The sequence below is a fragment of the Plantibacter elymi (nom. nud.) genome (genome assembly GCF_900177795.1).
GTDB classification, from domain to species: domain Bacteria; phylum Actinomycetota; class Actinomycetes; order Actinomycetales; family Microbacteriaceae; genus Plantibacter; species Plantibacter elymi.
Window position 1 is genome coordinate 563,323 of sequence record NZ_FXWJ01000002.1, and the last position, 26,034, is coordinate 589,356.

General features: G+C 68.9%; 24 protein-coding genes and 2 tRNA genes. 12 read left to right on the top strand and 14 right to left on the bottom strand.

Translation table 11 applies throughout. From position 1 onward, the window contains the following. The first annotated feature begins 91 nt into the window (after positions 1-91). Genes valS through CCK91_RS07515 form a run of 4 tightly spaced genes read left to right on the top strand, consistent with a single transcriptional unit; the run spans position 92 to position 5,456 of the window. Complete coding sequence (valS, locus tag CCK91_RS07500) at positions 92-2,689, top strand: valine--tRNA ligase (protein ID WP_086473513.1); 2,598 nt, start codon at positions 92-94, stop codon at positions 2,687-2,689. Continuing rightward, on the top strand, positions 2,686-3,132 hold the full coding sequence (locus tag CCK91_RS07505) for a GNAT family N-acetyltransferase (RefSeq protein WP_064295157.1): 447 nt from the start codon (positions 2,686-2,688) through the stop codon (positions 3,130-3,132). The genes valS and CCK91_RS07505 overlap by 4 nt, the downstream gene beginning before the upstream one ends. Then, entirely contained in the window at positions 3,132-3,389 is a 258-nt protein-coding gene (locus CCK91_RS07510) for a hypothetical protein (protein ID WP_086473514.1), read from the top strand. The genes CCK91_RS07505 and CCK91_RS07510 overlap by 1 nt, the downstream gene beginning before the upstream one ends. A gap of 33 nt (positions 3,390-3,422) precedes the next feature. Next, a complete protein-coding gene (locus CCK91_RS07515) occupies positions 3,423-5,456 on the top strand; it encodes a M3 family metallopeptidase (protein WP_086473515.1) in 2,034 nt (677 codons plus the stop codon). Here CCK91_RS07515 and CCK91_RS07520 read toward each other — a convergent pair. The 7 genes from CCK91_RS07520 to CCK91_RS07550 form a co-directional block, all read right to left on the bottom strand. Then, a complete protein-coding gene (locus tag CCK91_RS07520; RefSeq protein WP_133059956.1) occupies positions 5,416-6,276 on the bottom strand; it encodes a hypothetical protein in 861 nt (286 codons plus the stop codon). The genes CCK91_RS07515 and CCK91_RS07520 overlap by 41 nt on opposite strands. Before the next feature lie 36 nt (positions 6,277-6,312). Continuing rightward, positions 6,313-7,590: an ATP-dependent Clp protease ATP-binding subunit ClpX gene (gene clpX, locus CCK91_RS07525; RefSeq protein WP_064295154.1), complete on the bottom strand. Its 1,278-nt coding sequence runs from the start codon at positions 7,588-7,590 to the stop codon at positions 6,313-6,315. A 111-nt stretch (positions 7,591-7,701) separates the two neighbouring features. Continuing rightward, positions 7,702-8,370, bottom strand: coding sequence for an ATP-dependent Clp protease proteolytic subunit (locus CCK91_RS07530; protein WP_056006676.1), 669 nt, complete (start codon positions 8,368-8,370; stop codon positions 7,702-7,704). 30 nt (positions 8,371-8,400) lie between these two features. Continuing rightward, on the bottom strand, positions 8,401-8,994 hold the full coding sequence (locus tag CCK91_RS07535) for an ATP-dependent Clp protease proteolytic subunit (protein WP_056006680.1): 594 nt from the start codon (positions 8,992-8,994) through the stop codon (positions 8,401-8,403). A gap of 144 nt (positions 8,995-9,138) precedes the next feature. Then, complete coding sequence (locus CCK91_RS07540) at positions 9,139-9,645, bottom strand: tetratricopeptide repeat protein (RefSeq protein WP_086473809.1); 507 nt, start codon at positions 9,643-9,645, stop codon at positions 9,139-9,141. 84 nt (positions 9,646-9,729) lie between these two features. After that, the gene (gene tig / locus CCK91_RS07545) at positions 9,730-11,196 is read right to left on the bottom strand and encodes a trigger factor (RefSeq protein WP_165767004.1); all 1,467 of its coding nucleotides are present in this window, start codon (positions 11,194-11,196) and stop codon (positions 9,730-9,732) included. Positions 11,197-11,251: 55 nt separating this feature from the next. Continuing rightward, positions 11,252-11,325, bottom strand: a tRNA-Pro gene (locus tag CCK91_RS07550). Positions 11,326-11,518: 193 nt separating this feature from the next. Here CCK91_RS07550 and CCK91_RS07555 point away from each other — a divergent pair. Continuing rightward, positions 11,519-11,589: transfer RNA gene (locus tag CCK91_RS07555), tRNA-Gly, on the top strand. A gap of 622 nt (positions 11,590-12,211) precedes the next feature. After that, complete coding sequence (locus tag CCK91_RS07560) at positions 12,212-12,403, top strand: hypothetical protein (RefSeq protein WP_086473518.1); 192 nt, start codon at positions 12,212-12,214, stop codon at positions 12,401-12,403. On the opposite strand, the gene CCK91_RS07565 is transcribed toward CCK91_RS07560, so the two are convergent. Continuing rightward, positions 12,400-12,936 (bottom strand): gamma carbonic anhydrase family protein, encoded by a 537-nt coding sequence (locus CCK91_RS07565; protein WP_086473519.1) that lies wholly within the window; start codon positions 12,934-12,936, stop codon positions 12,400-12,402. The two genes, CCK91_RS07560 and CCK91_RS07565, sit on opposite strands and share 4 nt — an antisense overlap. Before the next feature lie 215 nt (positions 12,937-13,151). On the opposite strand from CCK91_RS07565, the gene CCK91_RS07570 reads away from it, so the two are divergent. Continuing rightward, positions 13,152-13,640 carry a Dps family protein gene (locus tag CCK91_RS07570; RefSeq protein WP_064295149.1) on the top strand — a complete coding sequence of 163 codons (489 nt, stop codon included), beginning with the start codon at positions 13,152-13,154 and terminating at the stop codon, positions 13,638-13,640. 81 nt (positions 13,641-13,721) lie between these two features. Here CCK91_RS07570 and CCK91_RS07575 read toward each other — a convergent pair whose 3' ends face one another. The 6 genes from CCK91_RS07575 to CCK91_RS07600 form a co-directional block, all read right to left on the bottom strand. Then, positions 13,722-14,402: a response regulator transcription factor gene (locus tag CCK91_RS07575; RefSeq protein ID WP_369821884.1), complete on the bottom strand. Its 681-nt coding sequence runs from the start codon at positions 14,400-14,402 to the stop codon at positions 13,722-13,724. 1 nt (position 14,403) lies between these two features. Further along, positions 14,404-15,777, bottom strand: coding sequence for a sensor histidine kinase (locus CCK91_RS07580; protein WP_086473521.1), 1,374 nt, complete (start codon positions 15,775-15,777; stop codon positions 14,404-14,406). Positions 15,778-15,887: 110 nt separating this feature from the next. Further along, complete coding sequence (locus CCK91_RS07585) at positions 15,888-17,441, bottom strand: amidohydrolase (RefSeq protein ID WP_086473522.1); 1,554 nt, start codon at positions 17,439-17,441, stop codon at positions 15,888-15,890. A gap of 37 nt (positions 17,442-17,478) precedes the next feature. Next, positions 17,479-18,480: an Fpg/Nei family DNA glycosylase gene (locus tag CCK91_RS07590; RefSeq protein WP_086473523.1), complete on the bottom strand. Its 1,002-nt coding sequence runs from the start codon at positions 18,478-18,480 to the stop codon at positions 17,479-17,481. 62 nt (positions 18,481-18,542) lie between these two features. Then, complete coding sequence (locus CCK91_RS07595) at positions 18,543-19,031, bottom strand: ribose-5-phosphate isomerase (protein ID WP_086473524.1); 489 nt, start codon at positions 19,029-19,031, stop codon at positions 18,543-18,545. Positions 19,032-19,066: 35 nt separating this feature from the next. Then, complete coding sequence (locus tag CCK91_RS07600; protein ID WP_086473525.1) at positions 19,067-19,690, bottom strand: mycothiol-dependent nitroreductase Rv2466c family protein; 624 nt, start codon at positions 19,688-19,690, stop codon at positions 19,067-19,069. 142 nt (positions 19,691-19,832) lie between these two features. Here CCK91_RS07600 and pepN point away from each other — a divergent pair, with 142 nt between their 5' ends. From pepN to CCK91_RS07625, 5 genes are all read left to right on the top strand, one after another. Further along, positions 19,833-22,376 carry an aminopeptidase N gene (gene pepN, locus CCK91_RS07605; RefSeq protein ID WP_086473526.1) on the top strand — a complete coding sequence of 848 codons (2,544 nt, stop codon included), beginning with the start codon at positions 19,833-19,835 and terminating at the stop codon, positions 22,374-22,376. A gap of 201 nt (positions 22,377-22,577) precedes the next feature. After that, complete coding sequence (locus tag CCK91_RS07610) at positions 22,578-23,810, top strand: sensor histidine kinase (protein WP_086473527.1); 1,233 nt, start codon at positions 22,578-22,580, stop codon at positions 23,808-23,810. After that, positions 23,807-24,481 (top strand): response regulator, encoded by a 675-nt coding sequence (locus CCK91_RS07615; protein ID WP_079002301.1) that lies wholly within the window; start codon positions 23,807-23,809, stop codon positions 24,479-24,481. Before CCK91_RS07610 ends, CCK91_RS07615 begins: the two co-directional genes overlap by 4 nt. A gap of 81 nt (positions 24,482-24,562) precedes the next feature. Further along, positions 24,563-25,570 (top strand): mechanosensitive ion channel family protein, encoded by a 1,008-nt coding sequence (locus CCK91_RS07620; RefSeq protein WP_079705699.1) that lies wholly within the window; start codon positions 24,563-24,565, stop codon positions 25,568-25,570. A 20-nt stretch (positions 25,571-25,590) separates the two neighbouring features. Then, the gene (locus tag CCK91_RS07625) at positions 25,591-25,995 is read left to right on the top strand and encodes a globin (RefSeq protein ID WP_086473810.1); all 405 of its coding nucleotides are present in this window, start codon (positions 25,591-25,593) and stop codon (positions 25,993-25,995) included. Positions 25,996-26,034: the final 39 nt, after the last annotated feature.

Below are 26,034 nucleotides of genomic sequence, written 5' to 3' on the forward strand. Positions count from 1 at the left end.
CGTCCTCCCGGTCCCCTGCGATAGCATGGGATGTTCCCACACACTCAGGCACGCAGACACGGTGCCGCACATATCAGCAGGAGATCGCCTCATGACCGCTGCCAGCATCCCGGACAAGCCGGCCCTCGAAGGTCTCGAGCAGAAGTGGGGCTCCTCCTGGGAGTCCGCGGGGACCTACCGGTTCGAGCGCGACGGCGCCACGCGTGAGTGCATCTACTCGATCGACACCCCGCCCCCGACCGCGTCCGGCTCCCTGCACATCGGTCACGTCTTCAGCTACACGCACACCGACGTGATCGCCCGCTACCAGCGGATGACCGGCAAGCGCGTCTTCTACCCCATGGGCTGGGACGACAACGGCCTCCCGACCGAGCGCCGCGTCCAGAACTACTACGGCGTCCGGTGCGACCCGACGCTCCCCTACGACGCCGACTTCACCCCGCCGTTCGAGGGTGGCGACAACAAGAGCACCAAGGCCGCCGACCAGATCCCGATCTCGCGTCGCAACTTCATCGAGCTGTGCGAGCGCCTCACCGTCGAGGACGAGCAGCAGTTCGAGGCCGTCTGGCGCGCGCTCGGCCTCTCCGTGGACTGGACCCAGAGCTACCGCACCATCGGCGACGAGTCGATCACGGCGAGCCAGCTCGCGTTCCTGCGCAATCTGGACCGCGGCGAGGCCTACCAGGCCATGGCGCCGACGCTCTGGGACATCACCTTCCGCACGGCGGTCGCCCAGGCTGAGCTCGAGGACAAGGAGCAGCCGGGCACCTACCGCCGGCTCTCCTTCCACCGCCCCGACGGCGGCACCATCGAGATCGAGACCACGCGGCCGGAGCTCCTCCCCGCCTGCGTCGCCCTCGTCGCCCACCCCGACGACGAGCGCTTCAAGCCGCTGTTCGGCACGACCGTGACCACACCCGTGTTCGGCGTCGAGGTGCCCGTGCTCGCCCACCACCTCGCCCAGCCCGACAAGGGTGCCGGCATCGCGATGGTGTGCACATTCGGCGACATCACCGACATCGTGTGGTGGCGCGAACTCGACCTCCCCAACCGCGCGATCCTCGGCTTCGACGGCCGCGTCATCTCGGAGGCCCCGGAGGCGATCACCTCCGAGGCCGGCCTCGAGGCGTACGCGCAGCTCGCCGGGAAGACCGTCTTCAGCGCCAAGCAGACCGTCGTCGACCTCCTCGCCGCCTCGGGCGACCTGATCGGCGAGCCGAAGCAGATCACCCACCCGGTGAAGTTCTTCGAGAAGGGCGACAAGCCGCTCGAGATCGTCTCGACCCGCCAGTGGTACATCCGCAACGGTGCCCGCGACGAACAGCTCCGCGGCCGCCTCCTCGAACTCGGCTCGGAGCTCGAGTGGCACCCCGACTTCATGCGCGTGCGCTACGAGAACTGGGTCGGTGGCCTGTCCGGCGACTGGCTGATCTCCCGCCAGCGCTTCTTCGGTGTGCCGATCCCCCTCTGGTACCCGCTCGACGCCGACGGCAACCCGGTCTACGACCAGCCGATCGCGCCAGACCACGCCGCTCTGCCCGTCGACCCGTCCAGCGATGCGGCACCCGGCTACGACGAGTCGCAGCGCGGCGTGCCCGGTGGGTTCATGGGCGAGGTCGACGTCATGGACACCTGGGCCACGTCGAGCCTCACCCCGCAGCTCGCCGGCGGCTGGGAGCGCGACCCCGAGCTCTGGGACCTCGTGTTCCCGTACTCGCTGCGCCCACAGGGTCAGGACATCATCCGCACCTGGCTGTTCTCCACCATGCTCCGCAGCGTCCTCGAGTACGACCAGAAGCCGTGGGAGCACGCCTCCGTGTCCGGCTTCATCGTCGACCCCGACCGCAAGAAGATGTCGAAGTCCAAGGGCAACGTCGTCACGCCGGCGGCCATGCTCGAACAGCACGGTTCGGACGCCGTCCGGTACTGGGCGGCCTCGAGCCGTCTCGGCACCGACGCCGCCTTCGACCCGCAGAACCCGACGCAGATCAAGATCGGCCGACGCCTGGCTATCAAGGTGCTCAACGCCTCGAAGTTCATCCTCGGGTTCACCGGTCGTGAAGACGCCCCCGTGACGGAGGCCGTCGACCTCGCCATGCTGCGCGTCCTCCGCAAGACCGTCGCCGACGCCAGCAGTGCGTTGGCCGGTTACGACCACGCGCGCGCGCTCGAGCTGACCGAGGCGTTCTTCTGGACGTTCTGCGACGACTACCTCGAGCTCGTCAAGGAGCGGGCGTACGGCGAGGAGAGCCCTGAGCAGGCTTCGGCGGTGGCCGCGCTGCGGATCGCGCTCTCGACCCTGCTCCGCCTGTTCGCCCCGTTCATCCCGTTCGCCGCCGAGGAAGCCTGGTCCTGGACGCATGACGGCTCCGTGCACCGTGCCAGCTGGCCGACCGACGAGGAGTTCACCGGACTCGCAGCGGGCGAACCGCAGGTGCTGCAGCTCGCGAGCGAGGCGCTCACGGGCATCCGACGCGCGAAGACCGACGCCAAGGCGTCCCAGAAGACCCCGGTCGACTCCGCGGTCATCGCCGGACCCGCCGCATCGATCGAGCTGCTCGCGCTCGTCGCCGACGACCTCCGCGCCGTCGGACGCATCGAGTCCCTCGAGTTCCGCACCGCCGACGTCCTGTCGGTCGGCGACATCGTCTTCACGCCGGCGGCCGACGCCGAGGAGGCACACGCATGAGCGTCACCATCCGTCCCGCCGTCGAGAGCGACCTGTTCGCCTGGCACGCGCTGTACTCCGGCTACGGGGAGTTCTACGGCAACCCGCTGACCGACGAGAAGGCCGTCCTCGTCTGGGGCTGGCTCAGCGACCCGACCCACCCGTTGACCGCGCTCGTCGCGGAGGATGCCCAAGGCGCCCTCGTCGGCCTCGCGCACTATCGGGTGTTCCCCCGTGCTCTCGCCGGTGGGACCGGGCTCTACCTCGACGACCTGTTCGTCGCCGAGGACGCCCGCACCGGCGGGGTGGGGACCGCGCTGATCGAGCACGTCCGCGACCTCGCGAAGGCGGACGGCCACAGCGTCGTCCGGTGGATCACCGCCGCCGACAACGAGCGCGCCCAGGCCGTGTACGACAAGCTGGCGACCCGCACGAGCTGGGTCACCTACGACCTGGAGCCGTGATGCAACTCGGGACCCGTTGGGCCGTCGGCGCCGAGCCACCGGAGAACGTGCCGACGCCGGTGCAGACGGCCATCGCCGCTGAAGAGCAGGAGTTGCTCGCGCAGGGTGTCGACACGTCCTCGTGGCGCTGGACCCTCACCTGGCTCGAACGCCGGCCCGTGGTCGAGCTCGACGACGGTACGACCATCCGTCAGCACGCGGACGGATCCGTCAGCCTCACCCGGCCGGACGACGACCACGACGACGACGAGGACTGAGCCTCCTCCCCGGCACGCTGGATAGGGTGAGGTATGGAATCACACACGAATCCGTTCCTCCAGCCGAGCGCGCTCCCCTATCAGCTGCCGCCGTTCGGCGAGATCCGCGAGGAGCATTTCCGCCCCGCCTTCACCGCCGGGTTCGCGCAGCAACTCGAGGAGATCGCGGCGATCACCGCGCAGGACGACGCGCCGACGTTCGAGAACACGCTGGTCCCGCTCGAACGGAGCGGCGCGATCCTCGGGCGGGTCGCAGCGGTCTTCTTCAATCAGAGCTCGGCGGACAGTTCCGCGTTCACCAATGAACTCGAGGAGGAGCTCGCGCCGCAGCTGGCCGCCCACGAGGACGCGATCCGGCTCGACCCCGCACTGTACGCGCGGATCGCGGCGGTCCACGCGAGTCTCGACGACCTCCAGCTGACGGCCGAAGCGACCTACCTGGTCCGGCGCGTGTACAGCGAACACACCCTCGCAGGTGCCGGTCTCGACGCCGAGGAGAAGCAGCGGCTCTCCGACCTCAATCTCCGCCTGTCGACACTGACCACCCGGTTCGAGAAGCAGCTCCTGGCTGACACCAACGAGCTCGCCGTCCACCTCACCGATGCCGCGGAGCTCGACGGCCTGAGTACGGGCGAGATCTCCGCTGCGGCCCAGGCGGCCGCCGAGCGAGACCTCGACGGCTGGCTCGTCACCCTCGTGCTCCCGACCGGCCATCCGGCGCTGTCGTCGTTGACGCACCGCGGCGTCCGCGAGCGGATCATGACGGCCTCCCGTGCTCGCGGCACGCACGGCGGACCGAACGACAACCGTGACCTCGTCCTCGAGATCACCCGCCTCCGAGCCGAGCGCGCCGCACTCCTGGGGTTCCCGTCGCACGCGGCAGTGGTCACCGCTGACCAGACCGCGGGGACGCCGGAGGCCGTCGCCGCGCTCCTCTCCCGTCTGGCGATCCCCGCCGCCCGGAACGCCGATCGGGAACAGCGCGAGCTCGAGCGGGTCGCCGGCCTCGAGACCGTCGAGGCCTGGGACTGGCCGTTCGCGACCGAACAGGTCAGGATCGACCGGTTCGATGTCGACACCAGCGTGATGCGCCCGTACTTCGAGGCGGAGCGGGTCCTGTTCGACGGGGTGTTCGCTGCAGCGACCAAGCTCTACGGCATCACCTTCGCCGAACGGACCGATCTCCAGGGCTACCATCCCGACGTCCGGGTCTTCGAGGTCTGGAACGAGGACGGCTCAGGCCTCGGCCTGTACCTCCTCGACCTGTACACCCGCGACAGCAAGCGCGGCGGTGCCTGGATGAACGCGCTCATCTCCCAGAACCGCCTGCTCGACCAGCCCACCGTCGTGGTCAACAACCTGAACGTCCCGAAGCCCGCCGAGGGCGAGCCGACCCTGCTGAGCCTCGACGAGGTCACGACCTTCTTCCACGAGTTCGGCCACGCGCTGCACGGCCTCTTCGCCGAGGTCGAGTACCCGCGGTTCTCCGGCACGAACGTCTTCCGGGACTTCGTCGAGTTCCCCAGCCAGGTGAACGAGATGTGGATGCTGTGGCCCGAGGTGCTCGCCGGCTACGCCAGGCATTTCGAGACGGGTGAACCGATGCCGCAGGAACTGGTGGCGAAGCTCCAGGCGTCCGAGGGATTCAACGAGGGCTTCTCGACGAGCGAGTACCTCGCTGCGGCGATGCTCGACCAGGCGTGGCACAGCATCGGTGCAGATGACCGGGTCGACGACGTCGAAGCGTTCGAAGCGGCGGCGCTCCGTTCCGCCGGGCTCGACAATCCGGCCGTCCCTCCCCGCTACGCGAGCACGTATTTCGCCCACACCTTCTCAGGTGGATACGACGCCGGCTACTACTCCTACATCTGGAGCGAGGTGCTCGACGCGGACACCGTCGACTGGTTCACGGAGAACGGCGGACTGACGAGGGAGAACGGCGACCGATTCCGCACCAAGCTCCTCGGGGTCGGCGGTTCGAAGGATCCTCTGGAGGCCTACCGAGACTTCCGTGGGCGCGACGCGGTCATCGAGCCGCTTCTCCGACGCCGGGGGCTCGAGGAGTGATCGACTGCTCGCGCGCATCGAGATGGCTGCGGACGGCGTACGCGACCACATGATCCGGGGTGGTGCCCGCGGTCGCCGCCTCGCGGGCGACCCGTTCAGTCAGCTCGCCGGAGAGCCGGACCCAGCCTGAAGCGGCAGGCTCGATCGGCGCCGAAGGCGTCACCGGTTTCTGGGCATCACGCAGGAACAGCGCCAGCACTGGCACAGTGATCGTCCCGAGGGCATCGAGAATCACTGCGATGCCGAACGCCCGCCAGAACGCGAGTGCCGTCTCCCCCGTGGGGATCCTGAACTCCGTCACGATGGGGAGCGACAGCAACACGGCCGTCAGGACGATGCAGCCGACCGTCGCGACCATTCCAAACCGGATGACTGGATGACCGCGGCGCGTGAGGAGCAGCAGCAGGTTCGCCTGCGCCAGGCTCACACTCCAGATACCCGCGACTCCGAACGCCCGGCACAGCTGTCCGAAACTCGCGCCGCTCCAGGAGACGCTCCAGATGAGGACGACACCGAGCGCGAGGGCGATGACGGCGACACCGATCGAGACGAGAGCCACGACCCTCAAGGCCCGGCCGGCAAGGGCGAGATCGCAGAGCGCCACGATGCTGAACCCGGCGACGAGCAGGGCGGTCGCCAGGATGCGCACCTGCACCTGGCCGAAATCACCGGTCACGAGCACGCCGATCCCGACGAGCGCCGTGACCGAGAGCGAGGTGATGATCGTGATCACGGCCGCACGTCGAAACCCCCGCACCGCCAGCGGACGCCCGGAGGCGTCGTGGTCGGTTGCAGGGGTGACGACAGGAGCGGCGGTCATCCGGAAATTCTAGTATACCGACGCTGGGTGATCAGGTCAGGCGGACTTCTCCTGGCGGCGAGCGGCACGCGGGACGATCGTCGGGGCCGCGTTCTCGACGACGGACTCCCGGGTGATGACGACGCGAGCGACTTCGTCCGTCGAGGGCACCTCGAACATGATCGGCCCGAGCACCTCTTCCATGATGGCTCGGAGCCCTCGGGCACCGGTCTTGCGGAGGACGGCGAGGTCGGCGATCGCTTCGAGTGCCGCCTGGTCGAACTCCAGCTCGACGCCGTCGATCTCGAACATGCGCTGGTACTGACGCACGAGCGCGTTCTTCGGCACCGTGAGGATCTCCATGAGCGCGTGCTGGTCGAGCGGCGTGACCGTCGTGACGACCGGGAGGCGACCGATGAACTCGGGGATGAGGCCGAACTTGTGGAGGTCTTCCGGCAGGACCTCGCCGAAGAGGTTCACGTCGTCGCCCTTGCTGTGCAGGGGGGCTCCGAAGCCGATGCCCTTCTTGCCCGCGCGGGATGAGATGATCTCCTCCAGTCCGGCGAAGGCGCCGGCCACGATGAACAGGACGTTCGTCGTGTCGATCTGGATGAACTCCTGGTGCGGGTGCTTCCGGCCGCCCTGCGGCGGTACCGAGGCGACGGTTCCTTCGAGGATCTTGAGGAGCGCCTGCTGGACGCCCTCGCCGGAGACGTCGCGCGTGATGGAGGGGTTCTCCGCCTTGCGAGCGATCTTGTCGACCTCGTCGATGTAGATGATGCCGGTCTCCGCGCGCTTGACGTCGTAGTCGGCCGCCTGGATGAGCTTGAGGAGGATGTTCTCGACGTCCTCGCCGACGTAGCCGGCCTCGGTGAGCGCGGTCGCATCGGCGACGGCGAAGGGGACGTTGAGCCGCTTCGCGAGGGTCTGCGCGAGGTAGGTCTTGCCGCAGCCTGTCGGGCCGATGAGGAGGATGTTGCTCTTCGCGATCTCGATGTCGTCGTGCACCGTCTCGGCGGGAGCGAGCGTGGCGCGGGAGCGGACGCGCTTGTAGTGGTTGTACACCGCGACCGAGAGCGCCTTCTTCGCGGCCTCCTGGCCGATGACGTACTCCTCGAGGAAGGCGAAGATCTCCTTCGGCTTCGGGAGGTCGAACTCGCTCACCGTCTCCTCGCTCGCTTCGGCGAGTCGCTCGGCGATGATCTCGTTGCACAACTCGACGCACTCGTCGCAAATGTACACGCCGGGACCAGCGATCAGCTGCTGGACCTGCTTCTGGCTCTTGCCGCAGAACGAGCACTTGAGCAGATCGGCGCTTTCGCCTATCCGTGCCATGTCTTTCCCTCTCCCTGGAGATTCGGTGCTCCGAGCCTAACCTGTCCCTGCGACAACTCGGCGCGCCACCCCGCTGGGATGACGCGCCGAGTCGTGAGCACGGGAGCCGTGTCAGGCCGTGATGGCCGCGACCGGGTTCTTCCGCGAGGTGAGCACCTGGTCGATGAGACCGTACTCGAGCGCCTCGGCGGCCGAAAGGATCTTGTCGCGGTCGATGTCCTTGTTGACCTGCTCCACCGAACGGTTGGAGTGGTGTGCCAGGGTCGACTCGAGCCAGCCGCGCATGCGGAGGATCTCGGCCGCCTGGATCTCGATGTCCGAAGCCTGTCCGTGGCCGGCCTCGCCGACGGCGGGCTGGTGGATCAGGATGCGGGCGTTCGGGAGCGCCAGGCGCTTGCCCGGTGTGCCGGCGGCGGTGAGCACGGCGGCGGCGGAAGCCGCCTGTCCGAGGACCACCGTCATGACGTGCGGACGGATGTACTGCATCGTGTCGTAGATCGCCGTCATCGCGGTGAACGAGCCACCGGGTGAGTTGATGTACATGACGATGTCGCGGTCGGGGTCCATGCTCTCGAGCACGAGCAGCTGGGCCATGATGTCATCGGCCGATGCGTCGTCGACCTGCACGCCGAGGAAGATGATGCGGTCCTCGAAGAGCTTCGCGTACGGGTCCTGACGCTTGTAGCCGTAGGCCGTGCGCTCTTCGAAGCTCGGGAGGATGTAGCGAGCACCCGGCATCTGCAGCGAGCGGCCCGCCGCACTGAACGTTGGAGTCTCCATGTGTTGCATTCCTGTCTGGTCGAAGCCGGGTTACTTGTCGCTGTCGACGGTTCCGCCGCCGCCGGCCACGTCGAGCGCGGACTCACGGAGGTGGTCGACGAAGCCGTATTCGAGCGCCTCTTCGGCGTTGAACCAGCGGTCGCGGTCGCCGTCGGCGTTGATCTGCTCGACGCTCTTGCCGGTCTGTGCCGCGGTGATCTCGGCGAGACGGCGCTTCATGTCAAGGATGAGCTGCGCCTGGGTCTGGATGTCGCTCGACGTCCCACCGAATCCGCCGTGCGGCTGGTGGAGGAGCACGCGGGCGTTCGGGGTGATGTAGCGCTTGCCCTTGGTGCCGGCCGTGAGGAGGAGCTGACCCATCGACGCCGCCATGCCGATACCGACCGTGACGATGTCGTTCGGGACGAACTGCATGGTGTCGTAGATGGCCATGCCGGCCGTGATGGAGCCACCGGGCGAGTTGATGTAGAGGTAGATGTCGCGCTTCGGGTCGTCCGCGGCGAGGAGCAGCAGCTTGGCCGCGATCTCGTTCGCGTTCTCGTCGCGGACCTCGGCGCCCAGCCAGATGATCCGGTCCTTCAGCAGGCGGTCAAAGACACTGGGCGAGAACTGTGGTTCGGCCATTATCGCTCCGTTTCGGTTGTGCAGTGGTTCGAATCTATCGGAGGCGACGCACCACCAACGCCCTGTTCGCCCTCGGCAGACTCCCGGGCGGCGGGGTTCGCCGGAGGCGGACGGCGAGCGGACTGACCGCGCGACCGTCGGGGCTCAGCGGAGCGGATCCGTCTCGAGTTCGTCGGCGTAGGCGCGGACCGACCGGTGGTAGCGCGGCAGGTGCGGCACGAGAGCCCGGAGGGCGACGGCCGTCGCTCGGCGCGGATCCCCCGAGCTGGCGAGCGCCAGCGCCAGGAAGGCCGCGGTCGCGTCCGCGTACGGACCGGTCGGGTCGTCCGCGAGCTGCTGTTCGAGCAGGACGACGCTCTCAGCGGTCCGGCCGAGGTTGCGGAGCGTGCTCGCCAGTTGGATGATCGCCTGCGGACGGTGCTCCTCGTCGAGCCCGGCCTCGAGGGCATCGCGATAGCAGGCCTCGGCCTCCACCTCATGGCCGGCGGAGTCGCGCGCACCGGCAGCCTCGAACGCGGCGCGGGCGTCACCAGCCGGACGCTCGGCGACCAGGGCGTCGATGGCCGCGATGCGCTGCTCGTCGTCGATGGTCTCGTCGGCCCAGACGGCCGCGACCCGGTCGTCCCAGTCGGTTGCGTCGGTCGTCGTCATGATGGCTCCCATTCGGCTGATGTGTCCGGAGACGACGACAGGGGCGGAATCGCTTCCGCCCCTGTCGTCACTGCTGGTGCTGTCCTACTCGGCAGCGGCCTCGTCGGCAGCGGCCTTCTTGGCCGGTGCCTTCTTAGCGGGCGCCTTCTTCGCAGGCGCCTTCTTGGCGGCGGCCTTCTTCGGCTCGGCCTCGGCCGGAGCCTCGTCGGCGGCGTCCTCGGCCGGAGCTTCAGTCGCCTCGTCAGCTGCAGTCTCGGTGGCGGCGTCCTCGTCCTCGACCACGGCGACGAAGTCGCTCAGGTCGACGGGCTTGCCGTTGGAGTCGACGACCTCGGCCTTGCCGAGCGCGATGGCGATGGCCTTGTTGCGGGCGACCTCGCCGACCATGGCGGGGATCTGACCCTGCTGGCCGAGCGCCTCGATGAACTCACCGGGCTCCATGCCGTACTGCGATGCGCTCTGGATGAGGTACTCGGTGAGCTCGTTCTGGTTCACCTGGACGTTGAGCGACTCGGCGAGGGCGTCGAGGAGGAGCTGCGTCCGCAGGGCCTTCTCGCTCGACTCGGTGACCTCGGCGCGGTGCTCGTCGTCCTCGAGGCGGTTCTCGCCCTCGAGGTGACGGTGCACCTCGTCCTCGATGACGCTCTCGGGCACGGGGATCTGCGCGGCCTCGAGCATGGCGTCGACGAGCGCGGTGCGTGCGTCGCGGCCCTGGGTGATGACCTGCTGGCGCTCGACGACCTCGCGCAGCTGCGCCTTGAACTCGTCGATGGTGTCGAACTCGCTCGCGATCTGAGCGAAGTCGTCGTCGGCCTCGGGAAGCTCGCGCTCCTTGACGGCGGTCAGGGTGACGGTGACCTCGGCGTCCTCGCCCTCGTGCTCGCCACCGAGCAGCGGCGAGGTGAAGGTGGTGGTCTCGCCGGCGGTGAGGGAGTCGAGTGCCTCGTCGATGCCGGTGAGCAGCTCACCCGAACCGATCTCGTAGGAGACGCCGCTTGCGCGGTCGACCTCGGCGTCGTTGATCTTGGCGACCAGGTCGAGCTGGGCGAAGTCGCCCGTCTTGGCCGGGCGGTCGACGGTCACGAGCGTGCCGAAGCGTGCACGGATGCGGTCGAGCTCGTCCTGGACGTCGGCTTCGCCGGCTTCCTGGGCGTCGACGGTGAGCTTGAGGCCCTCGTAGACGGGAAGCGTGATCTCGGGACGGACGTCGACCTCGATGTTCACGAGCAGGTCGCCCGAGAAGTCCTTCTCGTTCGGCCACTCGACGATGTCGGCCTGCGGGCGGCCGAGCGGACGGAGTTCGTTCTCCTCGAGTGCCTTGCGGAAGAAGCCGTCGAGGCCCTCGTTGACGGCGTGCTCGATCACGGCGCCCTTGCCGACGCGCTGGTCGATGATCGCCGGTGGCACCTTGCCCTTACGGAAGCCGGGGACGTTGATGTCCTCGGCGATGTGTCCGTAGGCGTGGGTGATGCTCGGCTTGAGCTCCTCGGGCGTCACCGCGATGGCGAGCTTGACGCGAGTGGGGCTCAGCTTCTCGACCGTGGTCTTCACGTGATTACTTCTCCTGTGTCGGGGATTCTGCCTCAGTTGAGGACGCAAAACGGAGTCGGGGCGACAGGATTCGAACCTGCGACCTCCCGGTCCCAAACCGGGCGCTCTACCAAGCTGAGCTACGCCCCGGATCGGCGACAATCCGGCCAGCCGGCCCGACCGACGAGCGGCGGGCGAAATGGCCTCGGTCAGTCTAGCCCAGAATCTGTGCGGCCCCTGTGCGGTTTCCGGGGCGGAACCGGCCTCGGGACTCGGAGCTGCACGGATGGGCGCTCGGGATGCAGTAGCATTACCGGGTGAGTTCGTCGCACTGCGACGCCTCGGGGATGTAGCTCAATGGTAGAGCCTCAGTCTTCCAAACTGATTACGCGGGTTCGATTCCCGTCATCCCCTCTCCAACCATCAGAACCAGGCAGCGCCGCGAAAGCAGGCGCGACGGTTCGGTTATCGCGCAGGGACTTCCTGACGCCGCGTCTCTCGACAGGCTCAGGGTCCGAAACTTCCCGAGCGAACCTCTCCCGGTCACTGAAGTGGCACGTGTCGAGCTGCCCTTCGACAGGCTCAGGGACCGAAACTTCCCGAGCGAACCTCTCCCGGTCACTGAGCTTGTCGAAGTGCCCACGAGTCACCCGTTGACACACTGAGACACCGAAGCGTTCCGGGCACACTTCTCCCGGTCACTGAGCTTGTCGAAGTGCCCACGAGGACGCCTTGTCGTTCGGAGCGAACCCCTCCCGGTCACTGAGCTTGTCGAAGTGCCCACGAAGACCCACCCCTTCGACAGGCTCAGGGACCGGTGGAAGCTGCTCAGGGACCGGGAGAAGATCACCGGTGCAGGAAGTCCCACGTGCGCCCTTCGACGGACTCAGGGACCGGAGGAAGTTGCGGGACCGGAGGAAGTTGCTCAGGGACCCGAAGAGGATCACCGGAGCGGGAGGTTCCTCGCTGACCACCTCGACAGGTCGCCGGGTGGGGAGGACGGAGCACGGGGTGCCCGACGCCCTAGGCTGAGCGCATGCGACTCGACGCGATCTGGCCCCACGTCTGGACGGTGGCCGGCGCACTCGTCTTCTTCGTCGGGGTGTACGCGCTCGCAACCGGCCGACTGGGCGTCGGACTCATCTGCATGATCGGCTGCGTCGTCTGCCTGTCCGGCTCGCTCGCCGCGCAGCGTCGCCTCAGGAAGCGCGACGCACGCCGTCGCTAGTCGTCGCCGACGGCTGCGGCGTGGACCGCTCTGAGGGCGACGTAGTGTGCGGCGTTCTGCCGGATCGCCTCCTGCTCGTCGGCCGTCAGCTCCCGCCGCACCTTGGCCGGGACCCCCGCGACGAGCGAACCGGGCGGCACGATCATGCCCTCGAGGACCACCGCTCCCCCGGCGACGAGCGACCCGGCACCGATCACTGCTCCGCTCAGGACCACGGAACCCATACCGATGAGGCAGTCGTCCTCGACGGTGCAGCCGTGGACGACTGCGTTGTGTCCGACGGAGACGTTGCGTCCGATGACCGTCGGGTGCCCGCTGTCCGTGTGCACGGCGACCCCGTCCTGGATGTTGGACCCTGCGCCGAGCGTGATCGAGTCGGAGTCTGCGCGGAGGACCGCGTTGTACCAGACGCTCGAATCCGCAGCGAGCGTCACGGCGCCCACCAACACGGAGCCCGGCGCCGTGTAGGCGCTCGGGTCGATGTGTGGCGAGCGTCCGTCTGAGAGTTTCCTGACCGTACCGTGCAGCGTCATACCGGCCACGCTATCGCAGGCGGCCGCGGCCGACGGGAACCCGCGTCGTTCCGGGGTGAATCGCCGGTACGGTCAGGCTTTCCTTGCTGAGTGCACCCTTCGTAAGCCGAGCCTCGACTTCCTTGCGGAATGTCTGCGGCTGAGTACCGTTGCATTCAAGCAGACCGACGAATCCGCCCGACCAGGGCCTCACTCGTCAACGAAGGGGAAACACCATGACCGACATCACCACCTCCATTCCGCAGGCCGTCGCCAACCCGGACGTCGCAGCAGGCACCGCGCAGTTCCTCAGCCCCGTCGTCGTCGACCTCACCGCCATCGTCGTCAACGGCAAGCAGGCCCACTGGCACGTGCGTGGCGCGAACTTCATCGGCGTCCACGAGCTGCTCGACGACATCGTCGACCACGCGCAGGAGTGGGCAGACCTCGCCGCAGAGCGCATCGTCGCCCTCGGCCTCCCGGTCGACGCACGCCTCAGCACCGTCGCCGCGAAGACGAGCACGCCCGAGCTGAGCGAGGGCTTCCAGCAGTCCGACCGCACCATCGCCGAGGTCATCGCCCTCATCGACGCCGCCTCCGCCTCGGTCAACACCGCGGTCGACGAGCTCGACGAGCTCGACCAGACCAGCCAGGACATCGCGATCGAGATCGCCCGCGGCCTCGACAAGGACCGCTGGTTCCTCTTCGCCCACCTCAGCCGGTAGGACTCCGGCGGGGCGACCCGCTCGCATCACCCACGAAGGGGCAGTCATCCGTGACTGCCCCTTCGTCGCGCGTGTCACCCTTCAGCCGTTGCGCTGGAGCAGGGCGAGGACCGCGAGGACGCGTCGGTGGTCGCTCCCGGAGTCCTCGAGACCGAGCTTCTGGAAGATGGCCGAGATGTGCTTCTCGACCGCACCGACACCGACCCGCAGGCGTTCGGCGATCGCCGTGTTCGTGCGACCCTCCGCCATAGCGGAGAGCACCTCCGTCTCACGTGGGGTCAGGCCGGCCAACGGGTCGCGCTGTGCTGCGAACAGGGTGCGGACGACGTCGGGGTCGAGGACGGTCCCTCCCTCGACCAACCGGTGGATGGCGTCCTGCACCTCCTCCAGCGAGGCGACCCGGTCCTTGAGCAGATAGCCGATCCCGCGCCCGCCGTCCGCGAGCAGCTCCCGGGCGTAGACGGTCTCGACGTACTGACTGAGCAGCAGGACGGGGAGGTCGGGATGAACAGTACGCAGTGCTATCGCTGCGCGGACCCCTTCGTCCCGGAACGTGGGCGGCATGCGGACGTCCATGACGATGAGGTCCGGTCGGTCCGCCGCGAGTCCGTGCTGGAGCGCCTCCGCATCGGCGTACGCGGCGACCGTGACGAAGCCGGCTTCGTCGAACAGTCGTATCAATCCCTCGCGGAGGAGTGTCGAATCCTCGGCGATCACGATGCGGAGCGGTCCACCACCGGCATGGTCAGGGCTGGTCACCAGTTCAGCCTACGGGGAGCGAGATCGAGACGGCGCTGCCGTGTGCGACGCCGTCCCACACCGGGGCAGGCTCGATCACCAGTTTCCCGCCGAGGCCCTGTGCCCGTTCCGTCAGGCCTTCGAGGCCGTGGCCCGGTTCCAGGTGCGCGCCGCCCCGACCGTCATCCGTCACGCGGAGGGTGAGCCGCGAACCCAGCTGCTGGTCGACCGTCACGTGGGCCTCGACGCTGGCGCGCCGCGCATCCGCATGCTTCGAGACGTTGGTCAGGAGTTCGGCGACGACGAAGTAGAGCCCACGTTCGGTCTCTCGAGGCAGCGTCACCGACGAGACGACCGCCAGCTCCGTCCTCGTCGGCACCGGACACCGTGCGGCGAGGTCGTCGAGTGCGGCGACGAGGCCGCGGTCCTGCAGCAGTGGCGGCATCAGGCCCTTCGAGAGCGCACGGAGTTCGTCGAGCGTCTCGGCGGCCTGGGCGCGCGCCTCACCCAGGAGCGAGCGTGCCGAGGCGGGATCCGTGTCGAGGCGTCGTTCGGCGGCCGCGAGATCCATCTGCAGCCGGACGAGTCGCTGCTGCGGACCATCGTGGATGTCCCGTTCGAGCCGCCGCACCGCGCCCGCCTCAGCCGAGACGGCGGCACCGCGCGCACGCCGCTCAGCCAGCAGCTCGGCTCGCAGCTCCTCCTGTGGCCGCGCTCCGAACAGCCCGGAGGCGATGGAGTGGTGCAGCAGCACCAGCACCCGCAGGACCAGCGGGAGCGTCACGAGGAACACGACACCGAGCGCGAGGTTCCAGAGCTTGTCGGCGAGCAACGCGTCCGATGGGTCCAGCGTGGGAGCCAGCAACTCCGCGAAGCCCGAGGACGAACCAGCCGAGAGCCGGTCCGCCCAGATCCAGTACGTCGTGCCGGCGACGGCACCCACGGTCCAGGTGATGGTCAGTCCCCAGGTGACGCTCCCGACGATCGGGTTCACGACGACCGCGTGCAGGGCCGCCAGCCACCAACGCGGTCCGGCGAGTGGAGCGAGCACGGCACCCAGTGTCGTCTCGGTCCCGATGGACGACCGCCAGGCTCCTCCTCGGATCGGCGGGAGCCCCGTCGTGCGGAGACGCGCGACCTCGAGTTCCACGAACGCCCGCGAGACCCAGAGACCTCCGACGACGATCACGAGACCGACGCCCAGGATCGCGAGCCCGAAGCCGAGGGAGAGGATCGTCACGGCGATGACGCAGCCGGCGATGACGATCGGCAGGTTCGGCAGCAGGAACAGGAGCGATCCGGGGACGTCCCGCCAGAGCCGACCGTATCGCCATGCGCCTCGGCTGGAGGGATCAGGCTTCGCCGACGCGTCGAGCGGCCGGCCGATGGCGGTGGTCATGAAGGAGGTCCTTTCGACGGAGCGGTCCCGGCTTTCGCACCCGGCTCACCTCAGTCTGTTCGGCTCCGTCGACGAACGGCATCCGGTGGACGCCCCGTTCCGATCGGGGGTTATCCCCCGGCCGGGTGGACGGATGGAGCCGCCGTCAGGCGCCCACCCAGCATGGTCGCACGGACCGGCATGGTGCGCAGGGCCTCCGGTGCACAGGAGAACGGGTCGAACCCCACGACGACGAGGTCGGCGGGGCGTCCGACGGCCACCACGTCGTCGTCTCCTCTGGTCGACGCCGCCAGTGCCTCCTCGACCGTGATGGCCTGCTCCCCGTGCCAGGCCTCGCGTCCATCGCGGCTGCGCGTCACGGCGGCGGCGATGGAGACCCAGGGGTCGAGCGGGGCGACCGGGGCGTCGGAACCGAGTCGGAGCGTGGCGCCGGCGTCGAGAAGGCTGCGGAGCACGAAGGCACGGTCGGTGCGCCCGGCCCAGTGGACCTCGGCGACGTCCCGATCGTCCATCGCGTGTTCCGGCTGGACACTCGCAGCCGTTCCGGTCCGGGCGAACCGCTCCAGGTCCGACGCCCGGAGCAGCTGGGCGTGCTCGATCGTGCCCCGCGCGCCGGTCGTCTCGATCGCGTCGAGCGCGAGGGTGTTGGCGCGATCGCCGATGGCGTGCACCGCGCAGTGGAGGCCGTTGGCGGTCGCCAGGGTGAGCAGCGCGGTGAGTCGCTCCGGCGGGACGTTGAGCATCCCGTGCGCGTCGGTTCCGGGAGCCGAACCCGGATAGGGCGCTTCGCAGCAGGCCGTCCGGGTGTTGAGGGATCCGTCGGTGATGACCTTGAACGGCCCGACCTGCACCAAGCCGTCCGTTCCGGCGAGCACTCCGCCGGTCACCAGCCCGGCGTCGATCGCACGCTCGAGATGCTCGGCGTACACACCGAAGGAGATGCGGAGCGCACGAGTCCCGTTCCCGACCCGACGGACCCAGTCAGCGGCGTTCCAGCGCATCTCCAGGTCGACGACACCGACGACGCCGCGGGATGCCGCCTGATCGGCTGCGGCGTCGACCCAGCGGTCGGAGAGTTCGTCGGCGACCTGGTCGAGCTGTTTGAGGACGGCGAACGACTCCTCCTCCCGCAACAGGCCGGTGGGATGGTCGGCGAAGCCCGTGGCCCGGAGCGCCGCGCTGTTCAGCCAGCAGCAGTGGAGGTCGGCGCTGACCAGCACGACCTCGCGGTCCGGTGAGATCGCGTCGAGCAGCGCGAACGTCGGCGTGTCCGGCCAGAGGGCGTCCCGGAACCTCGCGCCCTCGACCCAGCCGTCACCGTCGGCCTCGTGGGCGATCCGCTCAGCGACCAACTCGACCGCCTCGGCGGCGGATGCAGCCGAGGACAGGTCGACGCGCCTGGCGGTGCGCGCCCACTGGGTGAAGTGCACGTGGTGGTCCCAGAGCCCGGGCAGGAGGTAGCCGCCACCGCCGTCCAACACACCGGGGTCGGAGCGAAGCAGGACCTCGGGGTCGGCGGGTCGGATCGCCACGATCGAGCCATCTTCCAGCAGGACGTCGACCCGTTCGGCGTCGGACGAGCCTCCGCGGCGCGGTCCGGACAGGTGGACGTCGGCGATCGTCGTGACGAGGTCGCCGTCGGTTCCAGGGCGGTGCTCGGTCATCACATCGGTCCTCGTCGGTTGGGCAGGCGGGTTCGGTTCAGCGCTGACAGTTCGGGCACCAGTACAGCTTGCGGGCGCCCATCTCCTCGAGGAGGATGTTCGTCCCGCAGACCCGGCACGGCAGTCCCTCCCGCTTGTAGACCCAGTGGCGATCAGAGCGGTTGGCCATCGCGAGGCGGTAGTCGGCCGCCGACAGGTCGTCCATCGTCATCATCTGGCCGGTCTCGACCCCGATCGCGAGCAACCGCGTCCAGTCGAGCCAGATCTCGCGAAGCGTCTCGACGGGGACCGTCTTCCCGGTGCGGTGCGGATCGAGACGCGCGCGGAACAGCAGTTCGGCGCGGTAGACGTTGCCGATCCCGCTGATGATCTGCTGATCCATGAGGAGCAGGCCGATCGGGGAACCCTTGCGGTGCGCACGCGACACGAACCGCTCGCCCGCCTCCGCGCTCGGGTCCAGCAGTGGATCCGGTCCGAGCCGATCGATGACGGCCTGCACGCCGGCGGCGTCGATCACCTCGCAGGCGGTCGGCCCGCGGAGGTCCGCCACGGTCGTCTCGGTCAACAACCGCACGCGCACCTGACCCACCGGTTCGGGTGGGAACCGCTCGTCGATTTCGGCGAGTGGACTCGACTGCTCGGACATCCGGACCCGGGCCCGGCGCGGTGCACCGATGCTGTGCAGGGAGTTCTCGCCGTCCGCATCGTGGATCGGCGCATCGTCGTCGTCGAGCACCGTGCCGCGCTGGTTCGTCTGCCCCATGCGGCCGTTCGAGGCGGCGATGGTCGGGTCCGACCGGATCTCACCGGCGAAGTCCCACGCGCCGTACAGACCGAGGTGCACCCGCAACCACAGTCCGTCATCGAACTCGAGGAACATCTGCTTGCCCACGGCCTTGGCGTCGGTGACCGTCCGGCCGTCGAGCACGGCGGCACCCTCGGCGAAGCGCCCCTGGGGAGACGACACGACGACCCGGTGTCCGACGAAGTTCTGAGCGAACTGTCGGGCGATGCGATGGACGGAGTGGCCCTCGGGCATGGTGACTCCTCACTCGGTGGGGGCGCGATCCGGCGCGCCGCGCGGTGGCGGTGGAGGACGCGTCAGGCGTCGACGTGCTTGCCGGCGATGGTGCCGGTCGCCTCGAATTCGGCGAGCTGGGCGATCCGACGGGCGTGACGTTCCTCGAGGCTGAACGGCTCGGCGATGAACGCGTCGATGAACGACACCGCTTCGTCGGTGCTGTGCTGGCGCGCACCGATCGAGATGACGTTGGCGTCGTTGTGCTGCCGCGCCAGTTGCGCCGTGCTGCGGTTCCAGACGAGCGCCGCGCGGACACCGACGACCTTGTTCGCGGCGATCTGCTCGCCGTTGCCCGAGCCGCCGAACACCACGCCGAGGGCGTCCACACCGGCCTGCTGGTCGCGCACGACCGCCTTCGCCGCGTTGATGCAGAACGCCGGGTAGTCGTCCAACGCGTCGTATTCGGCCGGGCCGTGGTCGACGACGTCGTGACCGGCTGCGCGCAGGTGGTCCTGCAGGAACTGACTGAGCTCGAGACCGGCGTGATCGGTGGCGATGTGGATGCGCATGTGGAAAGTCTAGGGTTCCGGGCGCCGGCGTCGCGTCAGTCGAAGATCGGGTCCGCCGTGCGGCTGCGCTTCAGCTCGAAGAAGCCCGGGTAGGCGGCAGCGGCGACGACACCGTCCCACAGTGCGAGCGCCTGCTCGCCCTTCGGCGCCGGCGAGATGACCGGTCCGAAGAACGCCACGTCGTCGATCGCGATGACGGGGGTGCCGACGTCCTGGCCGACCCGTCCGATGCCGTCGAAGTGGCTCTCGCGCATGGGCCCGTCGTAGGCGTCCGTCGTCGACGCTTCGGCGAGCGCCGCCGGGAGCCCGGTCTCGGCGAGGGCTTCGGCGATCACGGCGTCGACGTCCTCCGCGCGTCCGCCGGGGTGGATCCGCGTCCCGAGCGCGTCGTAGAGCGGCTTGACGACCGCGTGTCCGTGTTCGGCTGCCGCAGCGGCGACGAGCCGCGTGTATCGGAGCGCCCGGGGGAAGAAGGCCCGGTAGTCGTCGCTGACGTCCTGGTCCTCGTTGAGGACGGCGAGGCTCATGATGTGCCAGTGGACGTCGAGGTTGCGGGCGTCGGTGACCTCGTCGACCCAACGTGAGGTCATCCAGGCCCACGGGCAGGAGGGGTCGAACCAGAAGTCGACGCGGGTGGTGTCTGCAGCGGAAGTCGTCATGTCGTCACCCTACGCGCCGATCCCCGTCGACTCCCCCGAAACGGACGGACGGCGGGTCTAGGCTGGTTGACCGTGCCGCGGTCGTCACGAGCGACCACGTGCAGTTCACACGTCACGTGTCCATCAACACCAGGGAGCAGTTGTGCCAGGAGAGAACCTCACCCGAGTCGAAGCCCAGGAGCGCAGGGCGCTCGTCGACACGTCGAGCTACGAGGTCGTGCTCGACCTCACGACCGGTCCCGAGGTGTTCCGCAGCACCACGACGGTGCGCTTCACCGGTGAACCGGGCGCCTCGACCTTCATCGACGCCATGACGCGCACCGTCCACTCCGTCACGCTGAACGGCGTCGAGCTCGACCCGTCGACCGTCTCCGACGGCGTGCGCATCCAGCTCGACGGCCTCGCTGCGGAGAACGTGCTCGTCGTCGACGCGGACGCCGAGTACACCAACACCGGTGAGGGCCTCCACCGCTTCGTCGACCCCGTCGACGGCGAGGTGTACCTGTACAGCCAGTTCGAGGTGCCGGACTCCCGTCGCGTGTTCGCGGTCTTCGAACAGCCGGATCTGAAGGCGACGTTCACCTTCACGATCACGGCGCCCGCGGCCTGGCAGGTCGTCAGCAACTCCCCCACGCCTGAGCCGGTGGCGGCGCACGACGGCGCGGCGACCTGGAGCTTCGCACCCACGCAGCGCATCTCCTCCTACATCACCGCGATCGTGGCCGGCCCGTACGACGTGGTGCGCAGCGAGCTCACCTCGAGCGACGGCCGGACCATCCCGCTGGGCGTCTTCGCTCGCAAGAGCCTGGCTGAGTACCTCGACGCCGACTACATCTTCGAGAAGACGCGTCAGGGCTTCGCGTACTACGAGGAGAAGTTCGCGTACCCGTACCCGTTCGAGAAGTACGACCAGCTCTTCGTCCCCGAGTTCAACGCGGGCGCGATGGAGAACGCCGGCGCGGTGACCTTCACCGAGACCTACGTGTTCCGCTCGAAGGTGACCGACGCGATCAAGGAGCGCCGGGTCGTCACGATCCTGCACGAGCTCGCCCACATGTGGTTCGGCGACCTCGTCACCATGAAGTGGTGGAACGACCTGTGGTTGAACGAGTCGTTCGCCGAATGGGCTTCGACGATCGCCACCGCTGAGGCCACCGAGTGGACCGAGGCGTGGACGACGTTCAACGCGATGGAGAAGACCTGGGCGTACCGCCAGGACCAGCTGCCGTCGACGCACCCCATCGTCGCGACCATCAACGACCTCGAGGACGTCCAGGTCAACTTCGACGGCATCACCTACGCCAAGGGCGGCTCCGTCCTGAAGCAGCTCGCCGCCTGGGTGGGCATCGAGGCGTTCTTCGCCGGCGTCGGCAACTACTTCCGCAAGCACGAGTTCGGCAACACCGTGCTCGACGACCTGCTCGTCGAGCTCGAGGCGACGAGCGGCCGCGACCTCCGCGAGTGGTCGAAGCTGTGGCTCGAGACCGCCGGGGTCGGGACGTTGAGCCCGGAGTTCACGGTCGACGCTGACGGCGCGTTCACCGCGTTCGCCGTCCGTCAGACGGTCCCCGCGGACTACGACACGCTGCGTCCGCACCGCCTCGCCATCGGCCTGTACCGGCTGCAGGACGGCAAGCTCGTCCGCACCCAACGCGTCGAACTCGACGTCGACGGGGCGCTCACCGAGGTGCCGGAGCTCGTCGGTGAGACCCAGCCCGACCTGGTGCTGCTGAACGACGACGACCTCGCCTACGCGAAGATCCGCCTCGACGAGCGGTCGCTCGCGACGGCGATCGGCCACCTCGCCTCGATCGAGGACCCGCTCGCACGCTCGCTGGTCTGGGGCGCTGCCTGGGACGCGACCCGCGACGCCGAGTCGAGCGCCTCCGACTACGTGGAGCTCGTCCTCGGGAACATCGCCACGGAGACCGAGTCGACGACCCTGCGCACCACGCTCGGCCAGCTCGGTCTGGCCGCGCGCAACTACGTCGCTCCGGAACGCCGCCTGGCGACCATCTCCCGGGTCGGCGACGCGCTCTGGACGCTCGCCCAGGAGGCGGAGGCCGGTTCCGACGCGCAGTTCCAGTTCGTGAAGTTCTTCGCCGCCCTCGCCTCGACCCCCGAGCACGGCGAGCACCTGCGTGCACTGCGCGACGGCTCCGCGGCACTCCCGGGCCTGGAGATCGACACCGACCTCCGCTGGGAGCTGCTCGAGGGCCTGGTCCTCCTCGGTCTCGCGGACGGTTCGGACATCGATGCGGCGCTCGCCGAGGACAACACGGCCAACGGTGCGCAGGCGGCCGCTCGTGCACGGGCGACGATCCCCACCGTCGAGGGCAAGCGCGCAGCGTTCGACTCGGTCGTCGAGCACGACGACCAGCCGAACGCGATCGTCCGGAACGTCGGTCTCGGGTTCGGGCACGTCATCGACCCGGCCGTCCTGCAGCCGCTCGTCGAGCCGTACTTCGCCGCGCTCACGTCGGTCTGGGAGTCGCGCAGCTACAAGATCGCCGAGTACATCGTCGAGGGACTCTACCCGGCGGCGCTCGCCTCCACCGAGCTCCGCGACCGCACCCGCGCGTGGTTGGACGCCAATCCCGACGTCCCGGCACTCCGACGCATGCTCGTCGAAGCCCTCGCCGGGGTCGAGCGGGCGCTCGCGGCACAGGCACGGGACGCCGCGTGACCCACTCGGCCGGATAGCACTCCGGTACCAGGATCATCTGGTGAGAACCCCTCCACGGCACGACCCGCTGTGGAGGGGTTCTCCGTATCCTGGAGGGATGCGCGGCCCAGTGAACGACGACCGACCCACAGGGTCGTCCTCGTCGTGACTACTCGGAAGCCCTCCTCCGACCGGGACCGGGCCGCGACGGAGGCCGCGCTGATGCTCCCACGCCCACCCGGGGTCGTCCGACGCTGGTGGTCGAGGCATCCGTGGACCGCCGACTCGCTCATCGCCGCCGGGTACCTCCTCGTCGCGCTCTCGGTCAGCACCGTCGAGTGGTTCGACGTCGACCTGGCGGCTCAGCCCGGTCGCATCGCCCTCGCCGTCGCGATCGTGGGCATCACGACGCTCGCCGTCCTGCTCAGGCGACGGCGCCCGCTCGCGATGACCGTGCTCGTCATCGCCGTCGGGCTCGTCTCGGTAGCGCAGACGGTGGGCGTCGACGCGTTCGCGGTGCCGATCCTGCTCTACTCGGTGGCCGTGTACCGGACCGTCGCGCTCGGTTGGCAGGCGTTCGCCACCGCCGCGGTGGTCGCCGTCCTCGCCCCGTTCCTGCCCTGGGCCGCGCCACATGAGCCGGGAGAGCCGCAGCAGACCATCATCTCGGTCGTCCTCTTCGCGCTCTTCGGGCTGCTGATCGGGATCAACGTCGGCAATCGCAAGCGGTACGTCGAGGCCCTCGTCGATCGGGCGGCGCAGCTGGCCCGCGAGCGCGACCAGCAGGCCCAGCTCGCCGCCGTCGCCGAGCGGACCCGCATCGCCCGCGAGATGCACGACATCGTCTCCCACAGCCTCACCGTCATCGTCGCGCTGAGCGAGGGGGCCCTGGCGACGAAGGACCCGGCGGCGTCACGGTCCGCCATGACCGCCGTCACCGACGCCGCCCGGGGCTCCCTCGTCGACATGCGACGCATGCTGGGCGTCCTCCGCGAGACCGGCAGTGCACCCCTCGCACCGCAACCCGACGCCGCGTCGATCCCCACGCTCGTCGAGACCTTCCGCGGGCTCGGTCTGCCGGTCGCACTCACCGTCTCGGGGCCGTCGACGGACGACCCGTCGATCCTGCTCGCCGTGCACCGCATCACGCAGGAGGCACTCACGAACGCGCTGCGGTACTCGGAGCGGCCGAAGCGCGTCGACGTCGTCATCACCACCGACGACGAACACCTCGAGCTCATCGTCGAGAACGACGGGTCCATTCCGGACGCGCCGTCGCTCGGCGCCGGCCAGGGGTTGCTGGGCCTCCGCGAACGCGTCGCGTTCCAAGGGGGTCGGGTCACCGCCGGAGCCGTCGGCGATCGGCTCTGGCGCGTCCATGCCGTCCTCCCCCTGGAACCACGCCCGACGAGAACGTCCCCGCCGACCACCGAACCACGAGGAACCACACCATGACCGATCCCGTCCGCATCCTGCTCGTCGACGACCAACAGCTCATCCGGCTCGGATTCGGCCTGGTGCTCGGCGCGGAGGACGATCTGGACGTGGTCGGTGAGGCTTCGAACGGCGCCGAGGCGATCCACCTCGCCGCCACCCTGCGGCCGGACGTGATCCTCATGGACGTCCGGATGCCGGGACTCGACGGGATCGAGGCGACCAGGAGGATCGTCGCCGCGAACCCCGACAGCCGCATCATCATCCTGACGACTTTCGACCTCGACGAGTACGCCTTCGGAGCGCTGCGGGCCGGCGCGAGCGGCTTCCTCCTGAAGGACGCCCTGCCGAACGAGCTGACGTCCGCGATCCGCGCGGTCCACGCCGGCGACGCCGCGGTCTCGACCCGCATCACGAAGCGGATGCTCGAACTCTTCGCGACGGCCCTCCCCGGCACACCCGCGGCCGCCGAGGACGGCTCGGCGGCAGAACTCGCCGAGCTGACACCGCGGGAGCACGACATCCTCGTCGCCATGGCGGAGGGGCTGAGCAACGCGGAGATCGCCGCCCACTTCGTCCTCTCCGAGTCGACGGTGAAGACGCACGTCGGTCGCGTGCTCATGAAGCTGCAACTGCGCGACCGCGTGCAGGCGGTCATCTTCGCCTACAAGCACGGACTCGTGCGTCCGTGACCGTTCACGCAGGCACCGTCCGGCTCGCACTCGGGCGGCTCACACGGTTCACTCCGGGTCGCTCGATACACTGAGGCCCATATGAACTGGGATGAGATCTGGCCTGACGTGACCGCCTTCCTCTGGACGGCGGGGTGGAAGATCATCGGCGTGGTGGTCGTGATCGGCCTGGCGTTCGCCGCCGCATGGGTACTCCGATTCGTCATCCGACGCGTCGTCGGCCGCATCGTGAGTGGCGTCAAGAAGAGCGCCGACGTGACCGACACGCAATCGCTGCTCGCCTCGCCGCTCGCCGCCGTCCGACTGGTCCAACGCACGCGGACCCTCGGTACCGTGCTCAGCAACATCGTCAACGTCACCATCGTCATCGTCGCGGCCATCCTCGTCGTCAACGTCATCGACTCGAGCATCATCGGCTCCTTCGCCCTGCTGACGGCCGCGGTCGGTGCCGGTCTCGGTTTCGGCGCGCAGAACATCGTCAAGGACATCCTCAACGGCCTGTTCATGGTGGTCGAGGACCAACTGGGCGTGGGCGACGTGGTCGACCTCGGACCCGCCACCGGCGTCGTCGAGACCGTCGGCATCCGGATCACCCAGGTACGCGACGTCAACGGCACGCTCTGGTTCGTCCGCAACGGCGAGATCCTGCGGGTCGGCAACATGTCGCAGGGGTGGTCGCGGGTCATCATCGACCTGGCGATCCCGTACGACACCGATGTCGAGGCCGTCCAGGAGCGCATGCTCGACACGGCGAACGAACTCGCCCACGACCCCAAGTGGCGCTCCCGCATCCTCGAGAAGCCCGAGCTGTGGGGTCTCGAGTCGATCTCGGGCGACGCACTCGTCATCCGCTTGGTGATCAAGACGCGCACGAGTGCCAAGGACGACGTGGCTCGCGAACTGCGGATGCGGTTGAAGCGGGCCGTCGACGAGATGGACGTCAAGCTGCCGTCGCTCAACAGCATCGTCCTCTCTGGCTTCGAGGGTGCCGCAAGCGTGACCGGTTCGCGTCCCCCGCGCACCCACCCGACCACGGTGGTCCCTCCACGGGCGCCGAAGACCAAGCGACCCCCGAGAGGGCAGCAGTGACCGACTCCCAGGCACCAGGCATGTCCTTCTACGAGCAGGTCGGCGGACACGCCACCTTCAAGGCCCTCGTGGACGAGTTCTACCGCGGCGTGGCCGGCGACCCCGTCCTGAAACCGATGTACCCCGAGGAGGACCTCGGTCCGGCGGCCGACCGGCTGATGCTCTTCCTCGAGCAGTACTGGGGTGGGCCGGGCACCTACAGCGCCGAACGCGGCCACCCGCGTCTCCGGCTCCGACACCAGCCCTTCCACGTGAACCCCGACGCTCGCGACCGCTGGCTGCTGCACATGCGCGCCGCCGTCGACAGCCTCGACCTCGCGCCGGTGCACGAGGCGACGCTCTGGGACTACCTCGAGCGGGCAGCCCACGCCATGGTCAACACCTTCGACGAGGATCCGGGGGGACCGCGCCGCAGTCTCCTCTGATTCCGGCCGCGCGGTCGTAGGATCGGACGCACGTCCGTG